Origin of the sequence: Streptomyces asiaticus (assembly GCF_018138715.1) — a bacterium.
Lineage (GTDB): Bacteria > Actinomycetota > Actinomycetes > Streptomycetales > Streptomycetaceae > Streptomyces > Streptomyces asiaticus.
This window is the reverse complement of record NZ_JAGSHX010000002.1, coordinates 79,782-96,291: the sequence shown is the minus strand read 5'-3', so window position 1 is coordinate 96,291 and position 16,510 is coordinate 79,782. Positions and strand designations below refer to the sequence as shown.

Annotated in this window: 20 protein-coding genes and 1 pseudogene; 12 read left to right on the top strand and 9 right to left on the bottom strand. The window is 65.0% G+C overall.

Annotated elements, in window-relative coordinates; genetic code table 11:
* Positions 1-14: 14 nt before the first annotated feature.
* Together KHP12_RS06080 and KHP12_RS53775 are read left to right on the top strand one after the other, a co-directional pair.
* Positions 15-668 (top strand): RNA-guided endonuclease InsQ/TnpB family protein, encoded by a 654-nt coding sequence (locus KHP12_RS06080; RefSeq protein ID WP_372455169.1) that lies wholly within the window; start codon positions 15-17, stop codon positions 666-668.
* A 154-nt stretch (positions 669-822) separates the two neighbouring features.
* Positions 823-1,180: pseudogene (locus tag KHP12_RS53775) on the top strand (transposase); the annotation flags it as partial.
* Here the strand turns inward: KHP12_RS53775 and KHP12_RS06075 are convergent.
* On the bottom strand, positions 1,108-1,524 hold the full coding sequence (locus KHP12_RS06075) for a hypothetical protein (protein WP_211831762.1): 417 nt from the start codon (positions 1,522-1,524) through the stop codon (positions 1,108-1,110). The pseudogene KHP12_RS53775 and the gene KHP12_RS06075 overlap by 73 nt on opposite strands.
* Positions 1,525-1,758: 234 nt before the next feature.
* Here KHP12_RS06075 and KHP12_RS06070 point away from each other — a divergent pair, with 234 nt between their 5' ends.
* The gene (locus KHP12_RS06070; RefSeq protein WP_211831761.1) at positions 1,759-2,574 is read left to right on the top strand and encodes an SDR family NAD(P)-dependent oxidoreductase; all 816 of its coding nucleotides are present in this window, start codon (positions 1,759-1,761) and stop codon (positions 2,572-2,574) included.
* A gap of 4 nt (positions 2,575-2,578) precedes the next feature.
* Here the strand turns inward: KHP12_RS06070 and KHP12_RS06065 are convergent, their stop codons facing one another.
* From KHP12_RS06065 to KHP12_RS06040, 6 genes are all read right to left on the bottom strand, one after another.
* Positions 2,579-3,193, bottom strand: a complete 615-nt coding sequence (locus KHP12_RS06065) for an IS3 family transposase (protein ID WP_211831759.1) — start codon at positions 3,191-3,193, stop codon at positions 2,579-2,581.
* 100 nt (positions 3,194-3,293) lie between these two features.
* On the bottom strand, positions 3,294-3,476 hold the full coding sequence (locus KHP12_RS06060; protein ID WP_308016695.1) for a transposase: 183 nt from the start codon (positions 3,474-3,476) through the stop codon (positions 3,294-3,296).
* An 82-nt stretch (positions 3,477-3,558) separates the two neighbouring features.
* Positions 3,559-4,731 (bottom strand): MAB_1171c family putative transporter, encoded by a 1,173-nt coding sequence (locus KHP12_RS06055; RefSeq protein WP_211831758.1) that lies wholly within the window; start codon positions 4,729-4,731, stop codon positions 3,559-3,561.
* Positions 4,721-5,119, bottom strand: a complete 399-nt coding sequence (locus KHP12_RS06050; RefSeq protein ID WP_246642980.1) for a hypothetical protein — start codon at positions 5,117-5,119, stop codon at positions 4,721-4,723. The genes KHP12_RS06055 and KHP12_RS06050 overlap by 11 nt, the downstream gene beginning before the upstream one ends.
* Before the next feature lie 241 nt (positions 5,120-5,360).
* The gene (locus tag KHP12_RS06045) at positions 5,361-5,843 is read right to left on the bottom strand and encodes a hypothetical protein (protein ID WP_211831753.1); all 483 of its coding nucleotides are present in this window, start codon (positions 5,841-5,843) and stop codon (positions 5,361-5,363) included.
* A gap of 105 nt (positions 5,844-5,948) precedes the next feature.
* Positions 5,949-7,217 (bottom strand): MFS transporter, encoded by a 1,269-nt coding sequence (locus tag KHP12_RS06040; RefSeq protein WP_211831752.1) that lies wholly within the window; start codon positions 7,215-7,217, stop codon positions 5,949-5,951.
* 944 nt (positions 7,218-8,161) lie between these two features.
* Between KHP12_RS06040 and KHP12_RS06035 the strand changes: the two genes are divergently transcribed.
* Positions 8,162-8,686 carry a ParB/RepB/Spo0J family partition protein gene (locus KHP12_RS06035; RefSeq protein WP_246642979.1) on the top strand — a complete coding sequence of 175 codons (525 nt, stop codon included), beginning with the start codon at positions 8,162-8,164 and terminating at the stop codon, positions 8,684-8,686.
* Between the two features lie 648 nt (positions 8,687-9,334).
* The gene (locus KHP12_RS06030; protein WP_211831751.1) at positions 9,335-10,060 is read left to right on the top strand and encodes a response regulator transcription factor; all 726 of its coding nucleotides are present in this window, start codon (positions 9,335-9,337) and stop codon (positions 10,058-10,060) included.
* Between the two features lie 180 nt (positions 10,061-10,240).
* Here the strand turns inward: KHP12_RS06030 and KHP12_RS06025 are convergent, their stop codons facing one another.
* Positions 10,241-10,765, bottom strand: coding sequence for a transposase (locus tag KHP12_RS06025; RefSeq protein ID WP_308036066.1), 525 nt, complete (start codon positions 10,763-10,765; stop codon positions 10,241-10,243).
* Positions 10,766-10,788: 23 nt separating this feature from the next.
* The gene (locus KHP12_RS06020; RefSeq protein ID WP_281427651.1) at positions 10,789-11,148 is read right to left on the bottom strand and encodes a group II intron maturase-specific domain-containing protein; all 360 of its coding nucleotides are present in this window, start codon (positions 11,146-11,148) and stop codon (positions 10,789-10,791) included.
* Between the two features lie 242 nt (positions 11,149-11,390).
* Between KHP12_RS06020 and KHP12_RS06015 the strand changes: the two genes are divergently transcribed.
* The 7 genes from KHP12_RS06015 to KHP12_RS05990 all read left to right on the top strand — a co-directional run bounded on the left by KHP12_RS06015 (position 11,391) and on the right by KHP12_RS05990 (position 16,505).
* On the top strand, positions 11,391-11,555 hold the full coding sequence (locus KHP12_RS06015) for a hypothetical protein (protein ID WP_246642977.1): 165 nt from the start codon (positions 11,391-11,393) through the stop codon (positions 11,553-11,555).
* A gap of 166 nt (positions 11,556-11,721) precedes the next feature.
* The gene (locus tag KHP12_RS06010; RefSeq protein WP_211831750.1) at positions 11,722-13,305 is read left to right on the top strand and encodes an IS4 family transposase; all 1,584 of its coding nucleotides are present in this window, start codon (positions 11,722-11,724) and stop codon (positions 13,303-13,305) included.
* A 66-nt stretch (positions 13,306-13,371) separates the two neighbouring features.
* Positions 13,372-13,653: a hypothetical protein gene (locus tag KHP12_RS06005; protein WP_246642975.1), complete on the top strand. Its 282-nt coding sequence runs from the start codon at positions 13,372-13,374 to the stop codon at positions 13,651-13,653.
* Between the two features lie 191 nt (positions 13,654-13,844).
* Positions 13,845-14,192 carry a hypothetical protein gene (locus KHP12_RS06000; RefSeq protein ID WP_246642974.1) on the top strand — a complete coding sequence of 116 codons (348 nt, stop codon included), beginning with the start codon at positions 13,845-13,847 and terminating at the stop codon, positions 14,190-14,192.
* Between the two features lie 14 nt (positions 14,193-14,206).
* Complete coding sequence (locus KHP12_RS50665; protein ID WP_246642973.1) at positions 14,207-14,482, top strand: hypothetical protein; 276 nt, start codon at positions 14,207-14,209, stop codon at positions 14,480-14,482.
* A complete protein-coding gene (locus KHP12_RS05995; protein ID WP_246642972.1) occupies positions 14,483-15,349 on the top strand; it encodes an MAB_1171c family putative transporter in 867 nt (288 codons plus the stop codon).
* On the top strand, positions 15,309-16,505 hold the full coding sequence (locus KHP12_RS05990; protein WP_246648460.1) for an amidohydrolase family protein: 1,197 nt from the start codon (positions 15,309-15,311) through the stop codon (positions 16,503-16,505). The genes KHP12_RS05995 and KHP12_RS05990 overlap by 41 nt, the downstream gene beginning before the upstream one ends.
* Positions 16,506-16,510 lie beyond the last annotated feature (5 nt).

Genomic DNA, 16,510 nt, shown 5'->3' with positions numbered 1-16,510 from the left:
GACGTGGGACTGGCGTGGGTTCATTGACAACTCAAAACCAGGCAAAAACTCACAAACCACCCTCTCAGAAGGGCTCCGTGCGCCGGGCCAAGGCCCGGGGCCGGGTGGCTCGGCTGCACCACGAGGTCGCGGTGCGCCGCAGCACCGTGCTGCACGCGATGACCAAGCAGCTCGCCACGCGTTTCGCCGAAGTCGCCATCGAGGACCTCAACGTCGCCGGCATGACACGAACCGCCCGCGGCACCCTCGATGCGCCCGGCCGCCGCGTGATGCAGAAAGCCGGTCTCAACCGGTCCATCCTCGACGCCTCGCCCGGTGAGCTGCGCCGCCAACTCGCCTACAAGACCTGCTGGTACGGCTCCACCCTCGTGGTCCTCGACCGCTGGTGGCCCTCCAGCAAGACCTGCTCCGCCTGCGGGTGGCAAAACCCACGCCTCACACTCGCGGACAGGACGTTCCACTGCACCAACTGCACCCTGACGATCGACCGGGATCTCAACGCCGCGCGGAACATCGCCTACCACGCCGCCCCCGTCGACCGCTCTGTCGCCCCTGGTAGAGGGGAGACACAAAACGCCCGCGGAGCCTCCATGAGACCGTCCAGCCCACGGGCTGGACGGCAGGAAGCGATGAAACGGGAAGACACCGTCCTACCGGTAGTTCGTTAAATCCGGTGGTGGTGTGGGTTGACGGTAGGTCGGGTTGGTCGTAGGCCGGTGGTAGGAGTCAACTGCTTTGCTGGGGGCTGAAGATGACTGCTCGCCGTCCGTGTCCGCCTGCGCCGGGTCCGTTGGAGGAGCGCGCGGCCCGGTTCGACGACCTCCCACGGTGTGGACCGACGGCCGCGTGTACTACCCGCTGCACGCGACTCCCTATACCCCCGCCCATCACTTCACCCGCGGCCCGGCCGATCCGGCCTTCCGTACGAAACCGCAGCTGGCCGCCGCTCTCGCGGTCCGGGGCAAGGAGGTGGGCTTCGGCTGCCCGGCGGTGGTCGCCGACTGCGCCTACTTAAGTCAGCGACACCTGGTACCTCGCACTGCGCGAGGCCGGCCTGGCTTACGTGGTCGCGCTCAAGCCGCACCGCGGCACCTGGGCCCCGGCCGATCAGCCGCACACTCCCATCGAAGCGGCCCACGCCCTGACCTGGTGCGATACAAGGCATCCTGGCGACTGGACGTTCTTGAGGGTGTCGGCGGCACCGGCAAGCAGGTTGGCGCTGTTCTCGAGGTTGGCGAATGTGCGCGCTGAGCTGTGGAGCATGGTGATGCCGTCCTCGGAGATCCCGAAGCCGTGAACCCTGGGGTCGGCCAGCTCCTCGAGGACGACCTTGAGCAGAGAGGCGAGTTCCGGGGCAGTCTTGGCGAACTCGTCCAGCGCGGGTCCGATACGATCGACGACTTCGCTCTGGGCTGTGGCGATCATCTCGCCGAGCTCGGATTCGCGCGGCCGCATGGCCGAGAGGAACGCGACCGCAGGGGGCGTAGAGGATTGTGCCCTGAGCAAGCGCCGCATCAGTTCCATTCGGTGACTCGGAGCAGATGCTTACGGTGCTGGCGTTCCTTGCAGCGTTTTGCGGAGTGCGCGGTTCACTGCGGGATTCCGTCCAGGCCTGTACGGCTCGATGGGCTGGTAGCCGTGTGAGCGGTACAGGTAGAGGGCTGCCAAGTTGGCGACACCCGCCTCCAGTTGTATGTGGGTGGCTTCGTATGCTCACAGTGCGGGGAACCGGAAGTCGATCTTCGGAGGCGAACGACTATGTCGGAACAACGTGTTGTCCTGGTGACGGGCGGGGGAACAGGAATCGGGGCCGCCACCGCCCGGCTGCTGCGCACCGCTGGGCACCAGGTTGTGATCTCCGGGCGGCGGCCCGAGCCACTGCGCCGGGTGGCCGAGAAGACCGGAGCGCTGGCCCACCCTTCCGACGCCACCGATCCCGAGGCCGTGCGTGAGCTCGTCGAGACGACGGTGACGGCCTACGGGAGACTCGACGGTGTGGTGCTCAACGCCGGAATCGGGCGGGGCGGCGCGGTCGGCGACACCGCGGTCGAGGACTGGGAAGAGCTGATACGAACCAACCTCACCGGCCCGTTCCTGCTGCTGCGTGCCGCGCTGCCGCATCTGCTGGCGGCCCGCGGGGCGGTGGTCGCGGTCGCCTCGGTCGCCGCGCTCCGCAACAGCGTCGGCAACGCCGCCTATGCGACGTCCAAGGCGGGTCTGCTCCACCTCTGCCGCTCCCTCGCCGTCGACTACGGGCCGCAGGGGCTGCGGGCGAACGTGGTGTGCCCGGGTTGGGTGCGTACGGAGATGGCCGACCGGCGGATGGCGCGGTTCGCGGCGGAGGCGGGGCTGGCGGGCGGTGCCGAGGCGGCGTACGAGGAGGCGAACCGACTGTCTCCCGCCAGGCGGCCGGGTGATCCGGAGGAGGTCGCCGAGGCGATCGGCTGGCTGCTGTCGCCCGCCGCGTCCTACGTCAACGGGGCCGTCCTCACCGTCGACGGCGGGGTGACCACAGCCAGCGTCAGCGGTGCCGCCTTCGACTACCGGATCGAGGCGCGCACCCCGCGCCTGTAACGGACTACCGGACAGGCCCGTTCCACAGGGCTGGCGGGCCCTGGCCCCAGGGCGGGGCCAGGGCCCCACAAAGAGGCTGGGCCGGGACGGAGCCCCAGTGGCAGCCGTGCTCGTCGCCGGGGATTTCGATGCCCGCGGCGTGGCCCCCCATTGTCAACGGCCTCTTGGGGCGCTCCGCTTGTGAGATCCGGGGAGATACTCCGGTGTCGATCTGCGTCATGCCGCCCCACCACAACACGTCGGGCGCGACGGCGTCGAACGTGCGCCGCACCAGGGCAGGAGCCGCTTTCCGCTTGCCCGGACGGGTCAGTGAACGGCGTCGGCGAGGCGGCGTGCGGCCCTGCAGGCCGAGCTCGGCCATGATGTCGGCGACGGTGTTCTGCGACACCTGCCAGCCCTCCTCGCACAAGTCCAGCGTGATCCTCGGCGAGCCGTACGTCTGGCCCGAGTAGTCGAAGAAACAGCGGACCCGCTCGGCCAGGCCGACCCGCCTGATCTCGCGTTGCGTCGGCTGGAACGGACGGCGCCGCCACGTGTAGAACCAGGCTTCTGACACCCCGAGCGCCCGGCAGGAGGTGCGGTACGGAACACGGTGCACGGTCTTCTGGTCGCTGATCACCCCGACGAGAGCCGCCGGGTCCGCCCCAGCTACTTCACCCAGTGGACCATGCAACGTTTGAGCACGTCACGCTCCATGGCCAGCTCCTTGTTGTCCTTCTTCAGCTGGCGTTCTCCCGTCGCAACCGCGCGAGCTCCCCGCTCTCGCTGGCCGCCCCGGCCCCGCTGGCCCTGTGGGCGCGGGACACCCATCTGGCCAGCGTCCTGTCGTTGATCCCCAGGTCCTTCGCGACCTGCGCGATCGGCTTGCCGGTCTCGGCGACGAATCCGCACGGCCCCCTCACGGAACTCCGCGTCAAACTTCCGCCTCTTGCCCGCCATGACTCCCGCAGTCGCTCCAGTGATCAAGATAGTGGTCATGAATATTCACTTCCTGTCGGATGTGTTCAGATGGATCGCGAAGTTCCGGGCTGGGGTCGAAGCGTAAGCTCGCGCCATGTCCAGGAGGAATGCTTTCTCGCTATCGAGGTCACCTTTGTCGAAGTTGACGAGACTGCCGACGGACTGCTGCTGAGGCAGGCCGGCGAGCTTGGCGCTGCGTGCCCCTGTCATTACACACGCGAGCACCGTCGCATCGACTTTGGTGTGAGCGACACCCACAGCGGCCACATGGCGGCGCGCGCGAGCCCACGTACCGGTGGCCACATAGTCGTTGAGGACGAGGATGGCATCCCGGGTCTCGATGATTTTGCGGTAGGCCAGCAGTCGCCAGGATGCCTGTGGCCACACGATCTCGAGCAGTCGATGGCGGGGTTTGAGGAAAGCGACGTGCGGCACCACCTGTATCAGGTCGTGCCACAGCGGCCACAGGTGCCAGATGGTGCAGATCTCCGTTGCGGCGCCCCGCATTGCCCAGAGCGAGGGCAGCAGGAGGGCGATCGCGCGTAGCAGACCGTGCAAGTCCATGACGTACGGGAGGTACGGCAGCAGCCGATCGGTGTGGAATAGCAGGCTGATGAGCTGGCAGGACCAGAATAAGAAGGTGAGTGCGCTGCCGATTCCGAACATCCGTAAGCTTGCCTTGAGGACGGGGTCGGCCGTGCGTCTGCTGTACGGGTGGCACAGGGAAACGCATGAGATGTCCGCAGTGAGATGGATCAGAACCAAGACGAGCCAATAGGCAGTGGAGGGAGTCGGCGCACCGTGGCCCGTTACGGCGTGTTCCTGGTGTGGTGGAGCCAAGAAATCCAGGACCAGCAGGAACGCCATAGCCAGGCCCGTCATATAGCACACGCTCAGACGTAAGCGGCCGCCGACGACCGCCGAGACGAAGTACAGCAATGCACCCGACGCGAGCACTCCGATCAGGTTCCGTGGCAGGGCAATGGCATGGACCCCTCCAGTGGCCTGGAGAGCGAGCTGGGTCGCGGCGGGGAGCGTGAGCATCATGGCCACCGCAGCCGTAGCCACGGCCAACCACAGTCCGCGCTGCTCAGGGGCGCGTAGTGCGATGGAGGCACGTAGTGCCAGAGCCAGCCATAGGCAGCCCACGCAGATGTAGTTGAACCAGTACAGTAAGCTGGAGGGTTCAGCATTCATCTGCGGCACGCGTCCCCAACGCAGCTTCCAGTCGGCCCAGCACGCTGTGCGGAGTTCTGGCGGCGGGCTGTGAAGCGCGGATGCGCAGCAGGCTGGCAAGCATCTCCGCCTCCTGTTCCTGGCGGTTGGTGTAACTGGTGCGGCCGAGCAGCCGTTGCGCCAACTGCGAGCTCAGGTCGGGGAGAAGGGCCTGAGAAGCCTCGCCGCGGCTCAGGTCCGTGCCGCAGTGGTCAAACAGCATGTGCCCGACCTCATGCAGCAGGATGTGCTCTTGGTGCACTCGGCTGGTGCGCTGCTCGAAAAAGATGTGGTCATCGGTCTCGGTGGCGAGCCACATGCCGCAGATGCCGTTCCAGGCGGCCTGTTGCGGCAGCGGATGCAGATGCAACGGACGTCTCCGCTGGGCGGACAGTTCCTGGCACAAAGCATCGATAGTGAAGGGGTGTGGCACACTGAGTTGGTCCAGGGCCGACTGGCAACGCTGTTGTAATTGAGCGTACTTGCTTGGCATATGTCTCCCAATAGCCTGCTGCAGGAAGACCGGTCGCTGTCGGGACGCGTACGATCCGGAACGCCAGTGGCGTAACAACGGACCCAGCCCCCCCGGATATTCCGAGGGGAACGCTGCCTCAATCATTAGATCCGGACCTGGGGGGATTCGGGTCGTTCATCACCGAGAGGTTTTGCAATTTGCGGGCCTCATCGACCATAGTGAGTAGCGCGTCCAGACTGGCAGGTGAGAGTCCTTCGGCGCGCAGCGCCAGACTGCGGATCTTGGTGTCGCGCAGTGCGGTGGCCAGCATGAGTTGGGCATTGACCCGTTCCGACACCTTGTCGTTGAGGAAATACTCGGGAGGCACTCCGAAGAACTGCGCCAGAATGTCCAGCTGTTCCAGCGTGAGATTGCGTTTCCTTCCGGTGGCCAGTTCCCAGAGATAGGTGGCGGAGATGCTGCCTCCGGTCGTTTCGCGGATCTCCTTGGCGAGCCGCGCGTAGCCGGGACGGGTACGTTCGTCGGGATAGAGCGTCTCGATCAACTTGTTGAGCCGCTGCTCGAGTTGCAGAAGCAGCGGACGGTCGTCCTCTCCCGGTGCCGATCCGGTACTGCGCATCTCTCGCCCTTCCCAACATAGGTCTCCCAACGGGGGCAGGAACCAACCCGGCGTCTGCCAAGAGGGAGAGAGTCTAGCGCGGCTAATGACGTTGCCCCAGGGAAACTACTCTGGCGCATTGGCCACCTCCCGGCGGGGGTGAACGGCTGCCGTGGCAGTGCGGCTGGCAAACGTCAGAGCCAGCAGGCAGGAGGCTGACAGGACGGCCAGGAACGCTTGGTAGAGCGCCACCGGCCACAGCGAGCCATGCCCCGCCGCGACCAGGGTCTGGGCCAGGGCCGGCGCCGTGCCCCCGAACAGCACACCGGCCAACTGCTGGGCTAAGGAGATCGCGGTGTAGCGCACCTGGACCGGGAAGGCATCGACGAGCAGGGCGGCGATCACCGCGTAGACGACGGCGCTGGCGGACTCCAACGCGCACACCCCCAGCGCGATCCGGACCAGCGAACCGCTCCCCAAGGCTAGGACGGTGACCGGAATCGCGAACAAGTACAGAGCCAGCCCCAGGGCACAGATCCGTGCGACCCCCAAGCGTTGGGCGGCTATCGCAGCGACGGGCTGGACCAGGAACCGGGCGACAGCCGCGCACAGCACCACGCCCAGAACCTTCTCCCGGGGAAAGCCGATGTGCACGGTCGCCCAGGACAACACGAAGGTGCCGGCCAGATACGTCCCGGCAACCGGAACGGCGCAGGCCCCGACGCACACCGCCATCTTCGGGAAGTGCCGCTGCAAGGCGTCGCGCACCGGAGCGGGCGCCACCCACTCCTGCGCCGACAGTCCCTCGAACTCCGGGGATTCGGGCACCTTCAGTCGTATGACCAGGCCGACGGCCATGAGGGCGGTGGAGAGCAGGAAGGGAACCCGCCAGCCCCAGGCCAAGAATTCGCCGTCGTCCAGTCGCGAGAACGGGAGGAAGACCGCGCTGGTCAGGATCGAGGCCAGCGGGGCCCCTTGCTGCACCATGGCCGTCAGAATCACCCGGCGCCCCTGCGGTGCGTGTTCACCGGCCAGCAGCACCGCGCCGCCCCACTCGCCACCCACTGCGATCCCTTGGACGAGCCGCAGGATGCACAGCAGCACGGGAGCGGTGATCCCCGCCTGGTCGTAACTAGGCAGCAGTCCGATGCCCGCAGTAGCCGCCCCCATGAGCATAAGTGTCGCCACCAGGCTGCGCTTTCGTCCGAGCCGGTCCCCGAAATGGCCGAATAGCGCCGCGCCGACAGGGCGGCCCAGAAAGCCAACCCAGAACGTCGCGAACGATGCCAACAGACCTGTGGCCTGCGGCGCTCCGGGAAAGAACAATTTTGGGAAGACCAGGCTGGATGCAGTGGAGAAGATGAAGAAGTCGTACCACTCGACCGTGGTGCCCACCAGGCCGGCGAGTCCCGCCTTGTGGGCGGGAGACAGCCAGGGTCGTCCAGTGGGTGTGCGCGAGGTCCGACGCATCATGCTCCAAGAGACCACTGCGAGAAGGGGTGTTTATGACGGTAGTAACTGATTAGCAGCATGCGGACGCGGCGAGCAGTGCAACAGAGCGGCCGTAATGCCTGGCGCGAATCCGACCCGTCCTTGTGAGCGGACGGCTTGACGGTATACCGTCCGCTCTGTAGCGTTCAAGGCCGTCTCGGGGCCGCACAACCCGTGTATTGCACTCGTTGCCACACCGCGCACGGGGTGCGGGAGCACCGACGTGTCAGCACACGATGCGCGAGACGGCACGATGCACCGTCGATGGGTTTGTTTGGCTGAGAGGGCTGGGGGTGGCCAAACTGCGCCACCGCTCGTCGAGCACCTTGCAGTGAACGCATCGCTGGTACCTCAATGCCTCGCCTTACGGTGAGTCTTCATTGCTCTAGTCCGGTTCCGCGCGGGGTGTCACCCAGCGCCTCGGGGTACGGAGAGGAGGGTCGCGCACGTCCCCACGCCCCTGCAGAGTCAGACGTTCCACTGCCAGGCGACTGGCCCGGCAACTGAGCGTTGCCGGTTACGGGAGGCAGCTGTCCGAAGACCATGCCCACCGTCTCCGGGCGGCTCGGTGCTGCGAGCGGAAAGGCGTGTCCTGCGATGTGCACCAGTGGGTCTAGGCTATCTGCAATCCTTGATGGATTCGATTTTCAGAAATACTCGCTGAACGCCTGTGTAGGGAGGACGCACCTTGCGTCCGATGCGCATGGCGATGTCTCTGTATTCAATTGTTCCAGTGGATCGCCCGTCCTTGGGTTCGATTTCCGGCGCCCGTGAGTCCTGAGCGTGCTAAGTCAGTGGTGCCACCTTCCGGGGCGAGTACTTCCGAAGAGCCGAGGAATTTTCTTAGCGTGGAGATACTGATGTCGAGACAAGTCAGCCAGACCGCCGCAGCGCCCCCACGCGACAGTGGGCTGGACCCCACGGCGCAGCCCATAGGTGTGGCTTTCCCCGCCACCCAGAACGTCGGAAAAAATTCCCCACCTTTCCTCGACGCGGGCGGTATTCTTGGCGAGCAGGCGATGCTGGTCCCCATCCATTTGCTTCTCGAGTCCGACTCGCCACGTGTTGACGGCGAAGACACCGACTATGTGAAGGCCCTCGCCGAATCGGGTGCTAGGTTGCCGCCTATTGTGGTGCATCGGGCCACCCGTCGCGTGGTCGATGGCATGCATCGATTACGGGCCGCTGAGCTGCGTGGTCAGGAGAGCATCGAGGCCCAATTCTTCGAGGGCAGCACGAGCGATGCCTTCGTGCTTTCGGTGTGGCTCAACACGGCCCATGGCCTGTCACTGTCGACCGCCGATCGCTCGGCGGCGGCGTTGAGGATCATCCGCTCACATCCGCAGTGGTCCCTGCAGCAGTCCGCCGGTTGACGCCCATCGAGTACGAACTGGAACGCATCGCAATGGCGGCGTGGCCAACTGTCACCTACGCGTGCAGCAGACCCGTCGTCTAGTGCTGAACCTGTACTTGAGACGGTGCCCCGAAGTGAACGGCGAATATGAGCGTTAACTGGCCTACACCCTTTCGATGAGACATGGCGCGACCGTCCGGTGCTCGTGCTGTACCTTTCCGGGCGGCTGGGTTACGTATTGAACCGACGTACTGTTCTGACTTGCCCTGTCCCGGCTTGCGCCTTCGGCCCCACGACGAAGGCATGGACCGCGGTCAATCAGTCGCATGGGCCCTGGCGCATGGTCAACCAGAGTGGCGGCGTAATGACTGCGCGCCGCCTTCGTGGATGCGTGGAGGCGCTCACGGAGCCGCTGGGACGGCATCTGCCGATACGGCGGGGAGTTTCTCCAGCGGCATCCTCACCTGCGGGGCAGACGGCAAGAAGCGTCCTTCTTCCACAGCCTGGTCGTGGTTGATAGCCGAGGTGGAAGTCCTCCGGCAAGGTTGGTGTCAACACCAGGACCGGTTGGTCATGGTGTTCTGGCTAGAGCACGGCCGGCGGCATGTCGAAGTGGACATAGGAGGCACTTAGTGTGCAAAAGCTGCGAATAATGGGGGGAAGATAGATGACTCAATACCTGACACCCGCTCCCGAGGCACCGACGCTGCCACAGAAGCCCTGGGGCACGGCTCCGACTTGGCGTGTTCTCATTGTCGAGCCTGATGCCCACGGTAAGGATCCATTGAGGGAGCAGTTACAACGTCGCGGACACGATGTGGACGACGTTGGAACGGGAAGTGCTGCTCTCCAGTTCTACCAGGATGCTGAACTGGTACTGCTGAACCTCGAGTTGCCAGACATGGACGGCGTCGAGGTCTGCCGCATCATCCGGTCCTTGTGTGATGTTCCCATCATAGCGATCGGATCCCGTGGCGCCGAACCCGACTGCGTCCTCAGTTTCCAAGCCGGCGCTGACGACTACATTGTCAAGCCCTATGGGTCTCGTGAACTGATGGCACGCGTGGACGCGGTGATGCGTCGTCTCCGTCCACGCTCGCTGTCTCCGCAGGCCATCTCGCACGGCCGATTGCATATAGACGCCGCCTTGCGTGAAGTCACCCTCGACGGGCATCGAATCGATATCACACGCAAGGAGTTCGATCTGTTGCACGCCCTAGCGTCCGATCCCGGGAACGTCATCCCGCGCAAGCAGCTTATGCAGCGGATCTGGGGTGATTCGTGGTCCCGTCGGACCCTCGACACCCATGTCAGTAGTCTGCGGAACAAACTCGGGTCCAGCGGCTGGATCGTCACTGTCCGCGGCGTCGGATTCCGCTTCGGCTCGGGGTGATGCGCTAGCCTTGATCGTTCATGAGTCCCCGGCAGCTTGCTGACGGGGGCTCTGTGTTTGTGTGGTTCGGTCTCTTCGGTGCCGGGACAGGTTGAGGGCCCGGCTGTCGCGTCGGGTGGGCGCCGGGTTCCACTTCACCGGTGTGGTGGTGCGGGTCGTCGAGACGGTTGAAGTAGCTGGTCAGCCAGGGTTGGGCAGGGTGTGGAGCCGGTGGATTGCGTGGGTGATGACGTCGGTCCAGGGCCATCGGGCGGGCAGGCGGAGCCAGTGGCGGCGTCCGGTGTTCACGAGCTGGGCGGCGGCGGAGAACAGTCGCAGGCGGAGCTTTTGGGGTTCCCAGCGGCGGGTGTCGCCGGTCAGCGCGAGCATCGGCATCCAGGCGAGGAGGTCGAGTGCGAGGGAGACGATCTCCAGCCAGATCCGGTTCTGGGCGGTGTCGTGCAGGGGCAGGTTGCGCAGGCCGGTGTCGCGGGCGTTTCGGATGCGGTCCTCGCAGCGGGCCCGTCGGCGGTGACGCAGTTCCAGGTCGGCGAGCTGGCCGCCTTTCGTGTTGGTGGCGAAGCAGGTGAGCCGGTTGCCGTCGAGGTCGGTGAAGCGCAACTGGGCGCCGGGGTGGTTGAGTCGGCCCGCAGCGCGGTGCCGGTGTTGCCACCGGTCCGTTTCTGCGGGCCGCTCGCCGAACCCGGCGTGCGCGTTTCCACGCACCGGGCTCTCCACGGTCTCTGCCGTCAGGCGTGGTTGGCCAAGGTCCAGGGGTTTGGGATCTTGTTGCCGCGGTACCGGTATCGCTCGGTTGGCACCCGGCCGAGGTTGAACAGTTCGATCCCGTCTGACGAAGGAATTTGCCACCGGCCGGTGTGGTCGGTGAGGTGCCTTCGCAGGTCGGTCCAGCTCCAGCGGTGCAGCCGCATCCACCACCGAGCAACCCGTCGCCAGACGAAAATGGCGAGGGTTTGCATGGTGCTCTTGGCGACTGCGTATCTGAAGTAGTTGGACCAGCCGCGCATGATCCGGTTGAGCCGTCTCAGCACGTCCCTGGGTGGCTGTTGCGACAACCTGTGTGTCAGGGCACGAATCTTGTCCTTCAGGGACCGGATGGGCCGGTCGGCGATGAAGGTGCAGACGTACTGTCAACGGCCTCTTCGAACGGCTCTGATCAACTTTTCGGGATGACCGAGCGTGATCGGCTTATGGGGTATGCAGAACACGGCGCCGGAGGAGGTCGAAGTTGGCCCGCCCGTACCCCTGGCGTTTGAGGTACTTAAAAGTTACGTGGAATCTGCCGGGGTGATCATGTCTCTCCGGTACAACCACGGACTTGGGAGATGTGTTGAGCGGCACGACGGTGCTCACGGAGAAGTGGCCGGTGCTCGGCCGGTACGAGCAGGCGGCGACCTGGCTGACGATCTGGACGGATCTCGGACGTGCGCCTCGCACGATCGATGCCTACGCCCGCGGGCTGGCCGAGTACGGGGCTTCGCCCAAGGCCGGGTAGTTAGCGTTATCGCAGGTCACGCAAGTGAGTTGAAGGATTCCCGACGCAGAGCAACGGAGCTCGTTGGTACAGGCAGTCGACCAAGACAGCTTGTCCCGAAGGAGCTCCGTTGCCCCGTCATTGTGTCCTGCCGTCTGGGCTGACGGCCATCACCCGAACGGTCACCGTGGCCGGAGGCCGGTTCGCTCCTGGGCATCTGGGGGAGCTGACGGCGGTCGTGCCATTTGAGCTGGTGGACGCGGTCCTTGCGGAGACGAGGACGGTGCAGCAGCGGCTGCGTGATCTTCCATCGCGGGTCGGGGTGTACTTCTTGCTGGCGATGTGCCTGTTCCCTGAGGTCGGCTATCGCCTTGTCTGGGACAAGCTGACCGCGGGTCTGTCCGGGATGCCGGTGGTCTGTCCGTCGGCAAAGGCGTTGCGTGATCTGCGCCGGCGGATTGGCAGCGCGCCGGTGCGGGCGTTGTTCGAGGTGCTGGCCGGGTTGCTGGCCCGGCCGACGACGCCAGGGGTGCGTTTCGGTTCGTACCGGATGGTGTCGTTCGACGGCTGCAGTTCGCTGAGGGTTCCCGATTCCGAGCGCAACCGAGCCTGGCTGGGCAGGACTTCGCATCATGGCTATCCGACGCTGGAGGTGATGACGCTGGTCGAGACCGGCACCCGGGCTCTGGTCGGCGCGGTGTTCGGCCCTACCGCCGAGGGCGAGACGAGCTGCGCCGGCCGACTGCTGCACCTGCTGCGGCCGGACATGCTGGTGCTGTGGGACAAAGGGTTCGACAGCAACGCCTTCCTCGCGGCGGTCACGGAGACAGGCGCCCAGGTCCTGGGCCGGCTCCGCAGCAACCGGCGCACGCCGGTCCTCACCCGCCTCGCTGACGGCTCCTACCTGTCGGTGATCGGCACCGTGAAAGTGAGGATCATCGACGCACAGATCGCCGTGACCTGCGCGGACGGTAGATCCTTCACCGGGTCCTACCGACTGGTCACCACCCTCACCGACGCCCGCCGTTACCCGGCCACCGCTCTGGTGGGCCTCTATCACCAGCGGTGGGAACACGAATCGGCGTACTACGCGCTCCGCCACACCATCATGAACGGCCGCAACCTGCGCTCGGGCGACCCGGCAGGCATCGAGCAGGAGATGTGGTCACTGCTCACGCTCTACCAGGCTCTGCGCACCGTGATGGTCGGTGCCGCCGGGTCCCTCCCCGGCACCGGCCCGGACCGCTGCTGTTTCAGCATCACGCTCCACACCGCCCGCGACCAGGTAATCCAGGCCAACGGCATCATCCCCGTGGACACCGATCGGGACACCCTCCTCGGGATGATCGGCCGTCGGATCCTGACCGGTCTGCTCCCGCCCCGCCGGCAACGGGTCAGCACCCGCAAGGTCAAATCACCGATGTCCCGCTACAGCGAGCGCCACGCCGACGGCCGGCCCAGCACAAGCCACACCGTCACCCGCCTCGACGTCACCGTCCTCGAACCCGTGGATCAACCCGCACCGCCCACGGCCTCCCGGGACGACCGACACGCCACTCCTTCCGCACGACGCCGACACCGCATCCTGGCCCTGCTCCAGGAAGACCCCACGCGTCTGTGGCAACCCCGTGACATCGCCGCCTACTTCGGCGATGTCACCCTGGAAACCATGTACAGACAACTGAATCGATGGGCCTCCATCGGCCTCATCCACAAACTTGGCCCCGGCCTCTACGCCGCAACAGCGTGGTCCCCAGCCTCACTTGCATGAGCTGCGAAAACGCTAACTACCCGGCCTTGGGGTAGGGCCCGAACGCTGTCGCGGAGTTATCTGGCTATGCTGCGCAACGGATCACACACAAACCCGACGCTGAGCGTACTGGAGGGCCTGGCGAAGTTCTTCGACAACAACCGCACACCTGGATCCTCGCCGATCACAGTCCAGCAACTGGTTGCACTGGAAGACCCCGAGGACGAGTTGTTGCGGCAGCGACTCGCCAGTCACCAAGTACGGATGATCGCGATGAGAGCAGGCGCGATGACGCCAGCAATGCGCGAGCAGCTCCTCAAGATGATCGAAGTACTCGATCAGGACAGAACCACCGATCCCAGCTCTTAACCATACGAAAGGACATCGTGGCTGTACGCGAACGCGAGCTCCGCCGCCACTGCAGACGCCTGTTACGCCACCTCGATGTTCAGCCTCCGCTGTGGGTGGATGAGTTATGCCGCAGACTAGGTGAGCATCGAGGCAAACCAATCCGATTAATTCCCTGGACGCCACCCATTCCCGGACCATTCGGGGTGTGGATGTCCCGCCCAGGCGAGGACGCGCTCTTCTATCAAAAGGAAACCACTCGCGTACACCAAGACCACATCATCCTGCATGAGGTCGGCCACATCCTAGCCGATCATCAGGATAGCGGAAATCTGGGCGAAGAGAATCCCGGCCCGGGCACGGATGACCCAAGCACCTTGATCACCCGAGAGCTCCGCCGCACCTGCTACACCGAAGACTACGAGCGCGAGGCCGAACTGGTAGCAACCATCATCCAAGAGTGGGCAGTAGTCATCGACTACATCACCCCCCGCACCCCCGAAGTCGATTCTCTTGGACCGCTGCGTTCCGCGCTCAATCCCCGTTGGGGGTGGACGTAATCTTCCAGCAACCCGTGACCATCATGCTGATCATAGGGGCGTTATGGAAGATCATCGACCTGGCACGCGCCCCGCACGATCGGGTCCTGCGGACCCTGGTCACCTGCCTGCTCCTGCTGGCCATCGGCCAAATCCTCAGTTTCCCAGGGCCCAACAGTGCAGTTGACGCGCTCACAGGAGTTGGCGTCGGCAAGGTCACTTTCAACGCGGTATTCATGTCGGGGCTGAGCGCGCTCATCTTGTTCTTCGTCTCCTCCACGCCCGGCACAACGGCCCACTACCGGCGATAAGTGGGGATCAACATCGGCCTCCTCACCTGTGTCCTGATCGCTCTGGTCATCACCATGGCCGCCACACCCGGAGCCCTGCGGGGTCACACGTTGAACACCCCGGACATGGCACAGCCGCCCGTCGCCTGGTTCTACATCACTGGCAACGCCTACTTCGTCTACGCCTATCTGACCTCAGGGTTATGGGCGCTGCGCTACGCGCGCATGGCCACCATGCACCTGGCTGTCGGTTTACAAATCATGGCACTCGGCCTGGCCTGCCTAGCGATCACGTCGGTCAACCGTGTGGTCTGGGTATACCTGCGCATCGACGCACCCGGATCACATCAGGTGTTCAATACGGTCAACTGGTCCATGACCGATGGAGCCCTGGGTATGGTCCTGATCGGTGTCCTCTACTCAGCCGGAGTGCAATTCATCGCCCACTTGCAGTCGGTCGTGCACTACCGCCGCATGCACCGTGCGCTCACTCCGCTGTGGACCGCCCTCGCCACTACCTACCCCGAAGTCATTCTCAACCGGGAACCGACCCATTCCTGGCGGAATCGCTTCCGGCTCCGCCGTACTCACGCGCGGTTCTATCGTCGACTTATCGAATGCCGCGACGGACTGGTGCGCCTGAGCCCCTACCTGGCCCAGGTCGCGCCTGAAGCTGACCTAGCTCACGGTCCAGCCGATCAACTCGCCCGGCACATCGCCCAAGCACTGGTTCTGAAGCCGGCCATCGAGCCGCCCCATACCGCGTTCTCTGCCGCGCTCATCGCGTTCCCTTCCACCAACGACTTGAGCGCCGACGCCTATGAACTCATTTCCATCTCTCATGCCTATGCGAAGGACAACCATGAACAAGGTATTGATCAGCGCTGACCACGTCATCTGCGGGCCTGCGGACCAGGTGATCGACCATGGTGCCGTGCTCGTGGACAATGGCGTGATCAGCGCTGTAGGTACCGCGGCCGAGCTGGACACATCGGTGGATGAGAGCGTGCCGCGACGGCACTGCCCCGGAGGGACAATAATGCCCGGGCTGATCGACTGCCACGTTCACCTCGCCTTCGACGCAGGCCCCGACCCGATCCACACCGCAGCCCACACCCACCCCGACAAACTCGCCGCCGCCATGGCGGACCGCGCCAAAAAGATGTTGGCCGCCGGTGTGACGACCATACGGGACCTCGGTGACCGCGATGCCCTGACCGTGACACTGCGCACCTCCATCGAATCGGGGACGGCAACCGGCCCCCGTATCCTCGCCGCCACCACGCCACTAACATCACGCGGTGGCCACTGCGGATTCCTCGGAGGGGAGGTCACCACCGACGACGAGATTCGCGCGCAGATCACCCGCAACGTGGAAGCCGGAGCCGACCTGATCAAGGTGATGGCGTCGGGCGGGGCCCTTACTCCCAGCGGTCCACGCATGTGGGAGGCACAATTCTCCCCCGACCAACTGCGCCTGATCGTCGCTGAAGCCGCCCGCCACGGTCTGCGGGTAGCCGCCCACGCACACGGCACCGACACCATCGCCCACTGCGTGGCGGCCGGCGTCCGAACCCTCGAGCATTGTTCCTGGCGCACCGCCGACGGCATCGTCTATGACCCGGAGATCGCCCGGAGCATCGTCGAGAACGACGTGGCCGTCTGCCGTTGCGTGTCCGGGGACTGGCGTCTGTTCATGGAGCAGATGGGGCCCGAACGGTCCGACGCCTTGATCAAGGTCATTCAGAATATGCGGGAAGCCGGTGTCCAGTTCATCTCAGGAACTGACGCCGGCGTACCAGGAGCCCGGTTCGACGATTACGCAGGCATGCTTGAGTTCTTCGTCTCCCTCGGGTTCAGCCATGCCGAAGTCCTGGACATGGCCACCATCAACTCCGCCCGCGCCCTCGGACTAACCGACACCGGCATCCTCACCCCCGGCATGCGCGCCGACCTCGTCGTCCTCGACGGCAACCCTCTGACCGAGTTGCGAGCCCTCCGCCGAATCCAACACGTATTCACGGCGGGGCGCCCATTGACCTGACACCG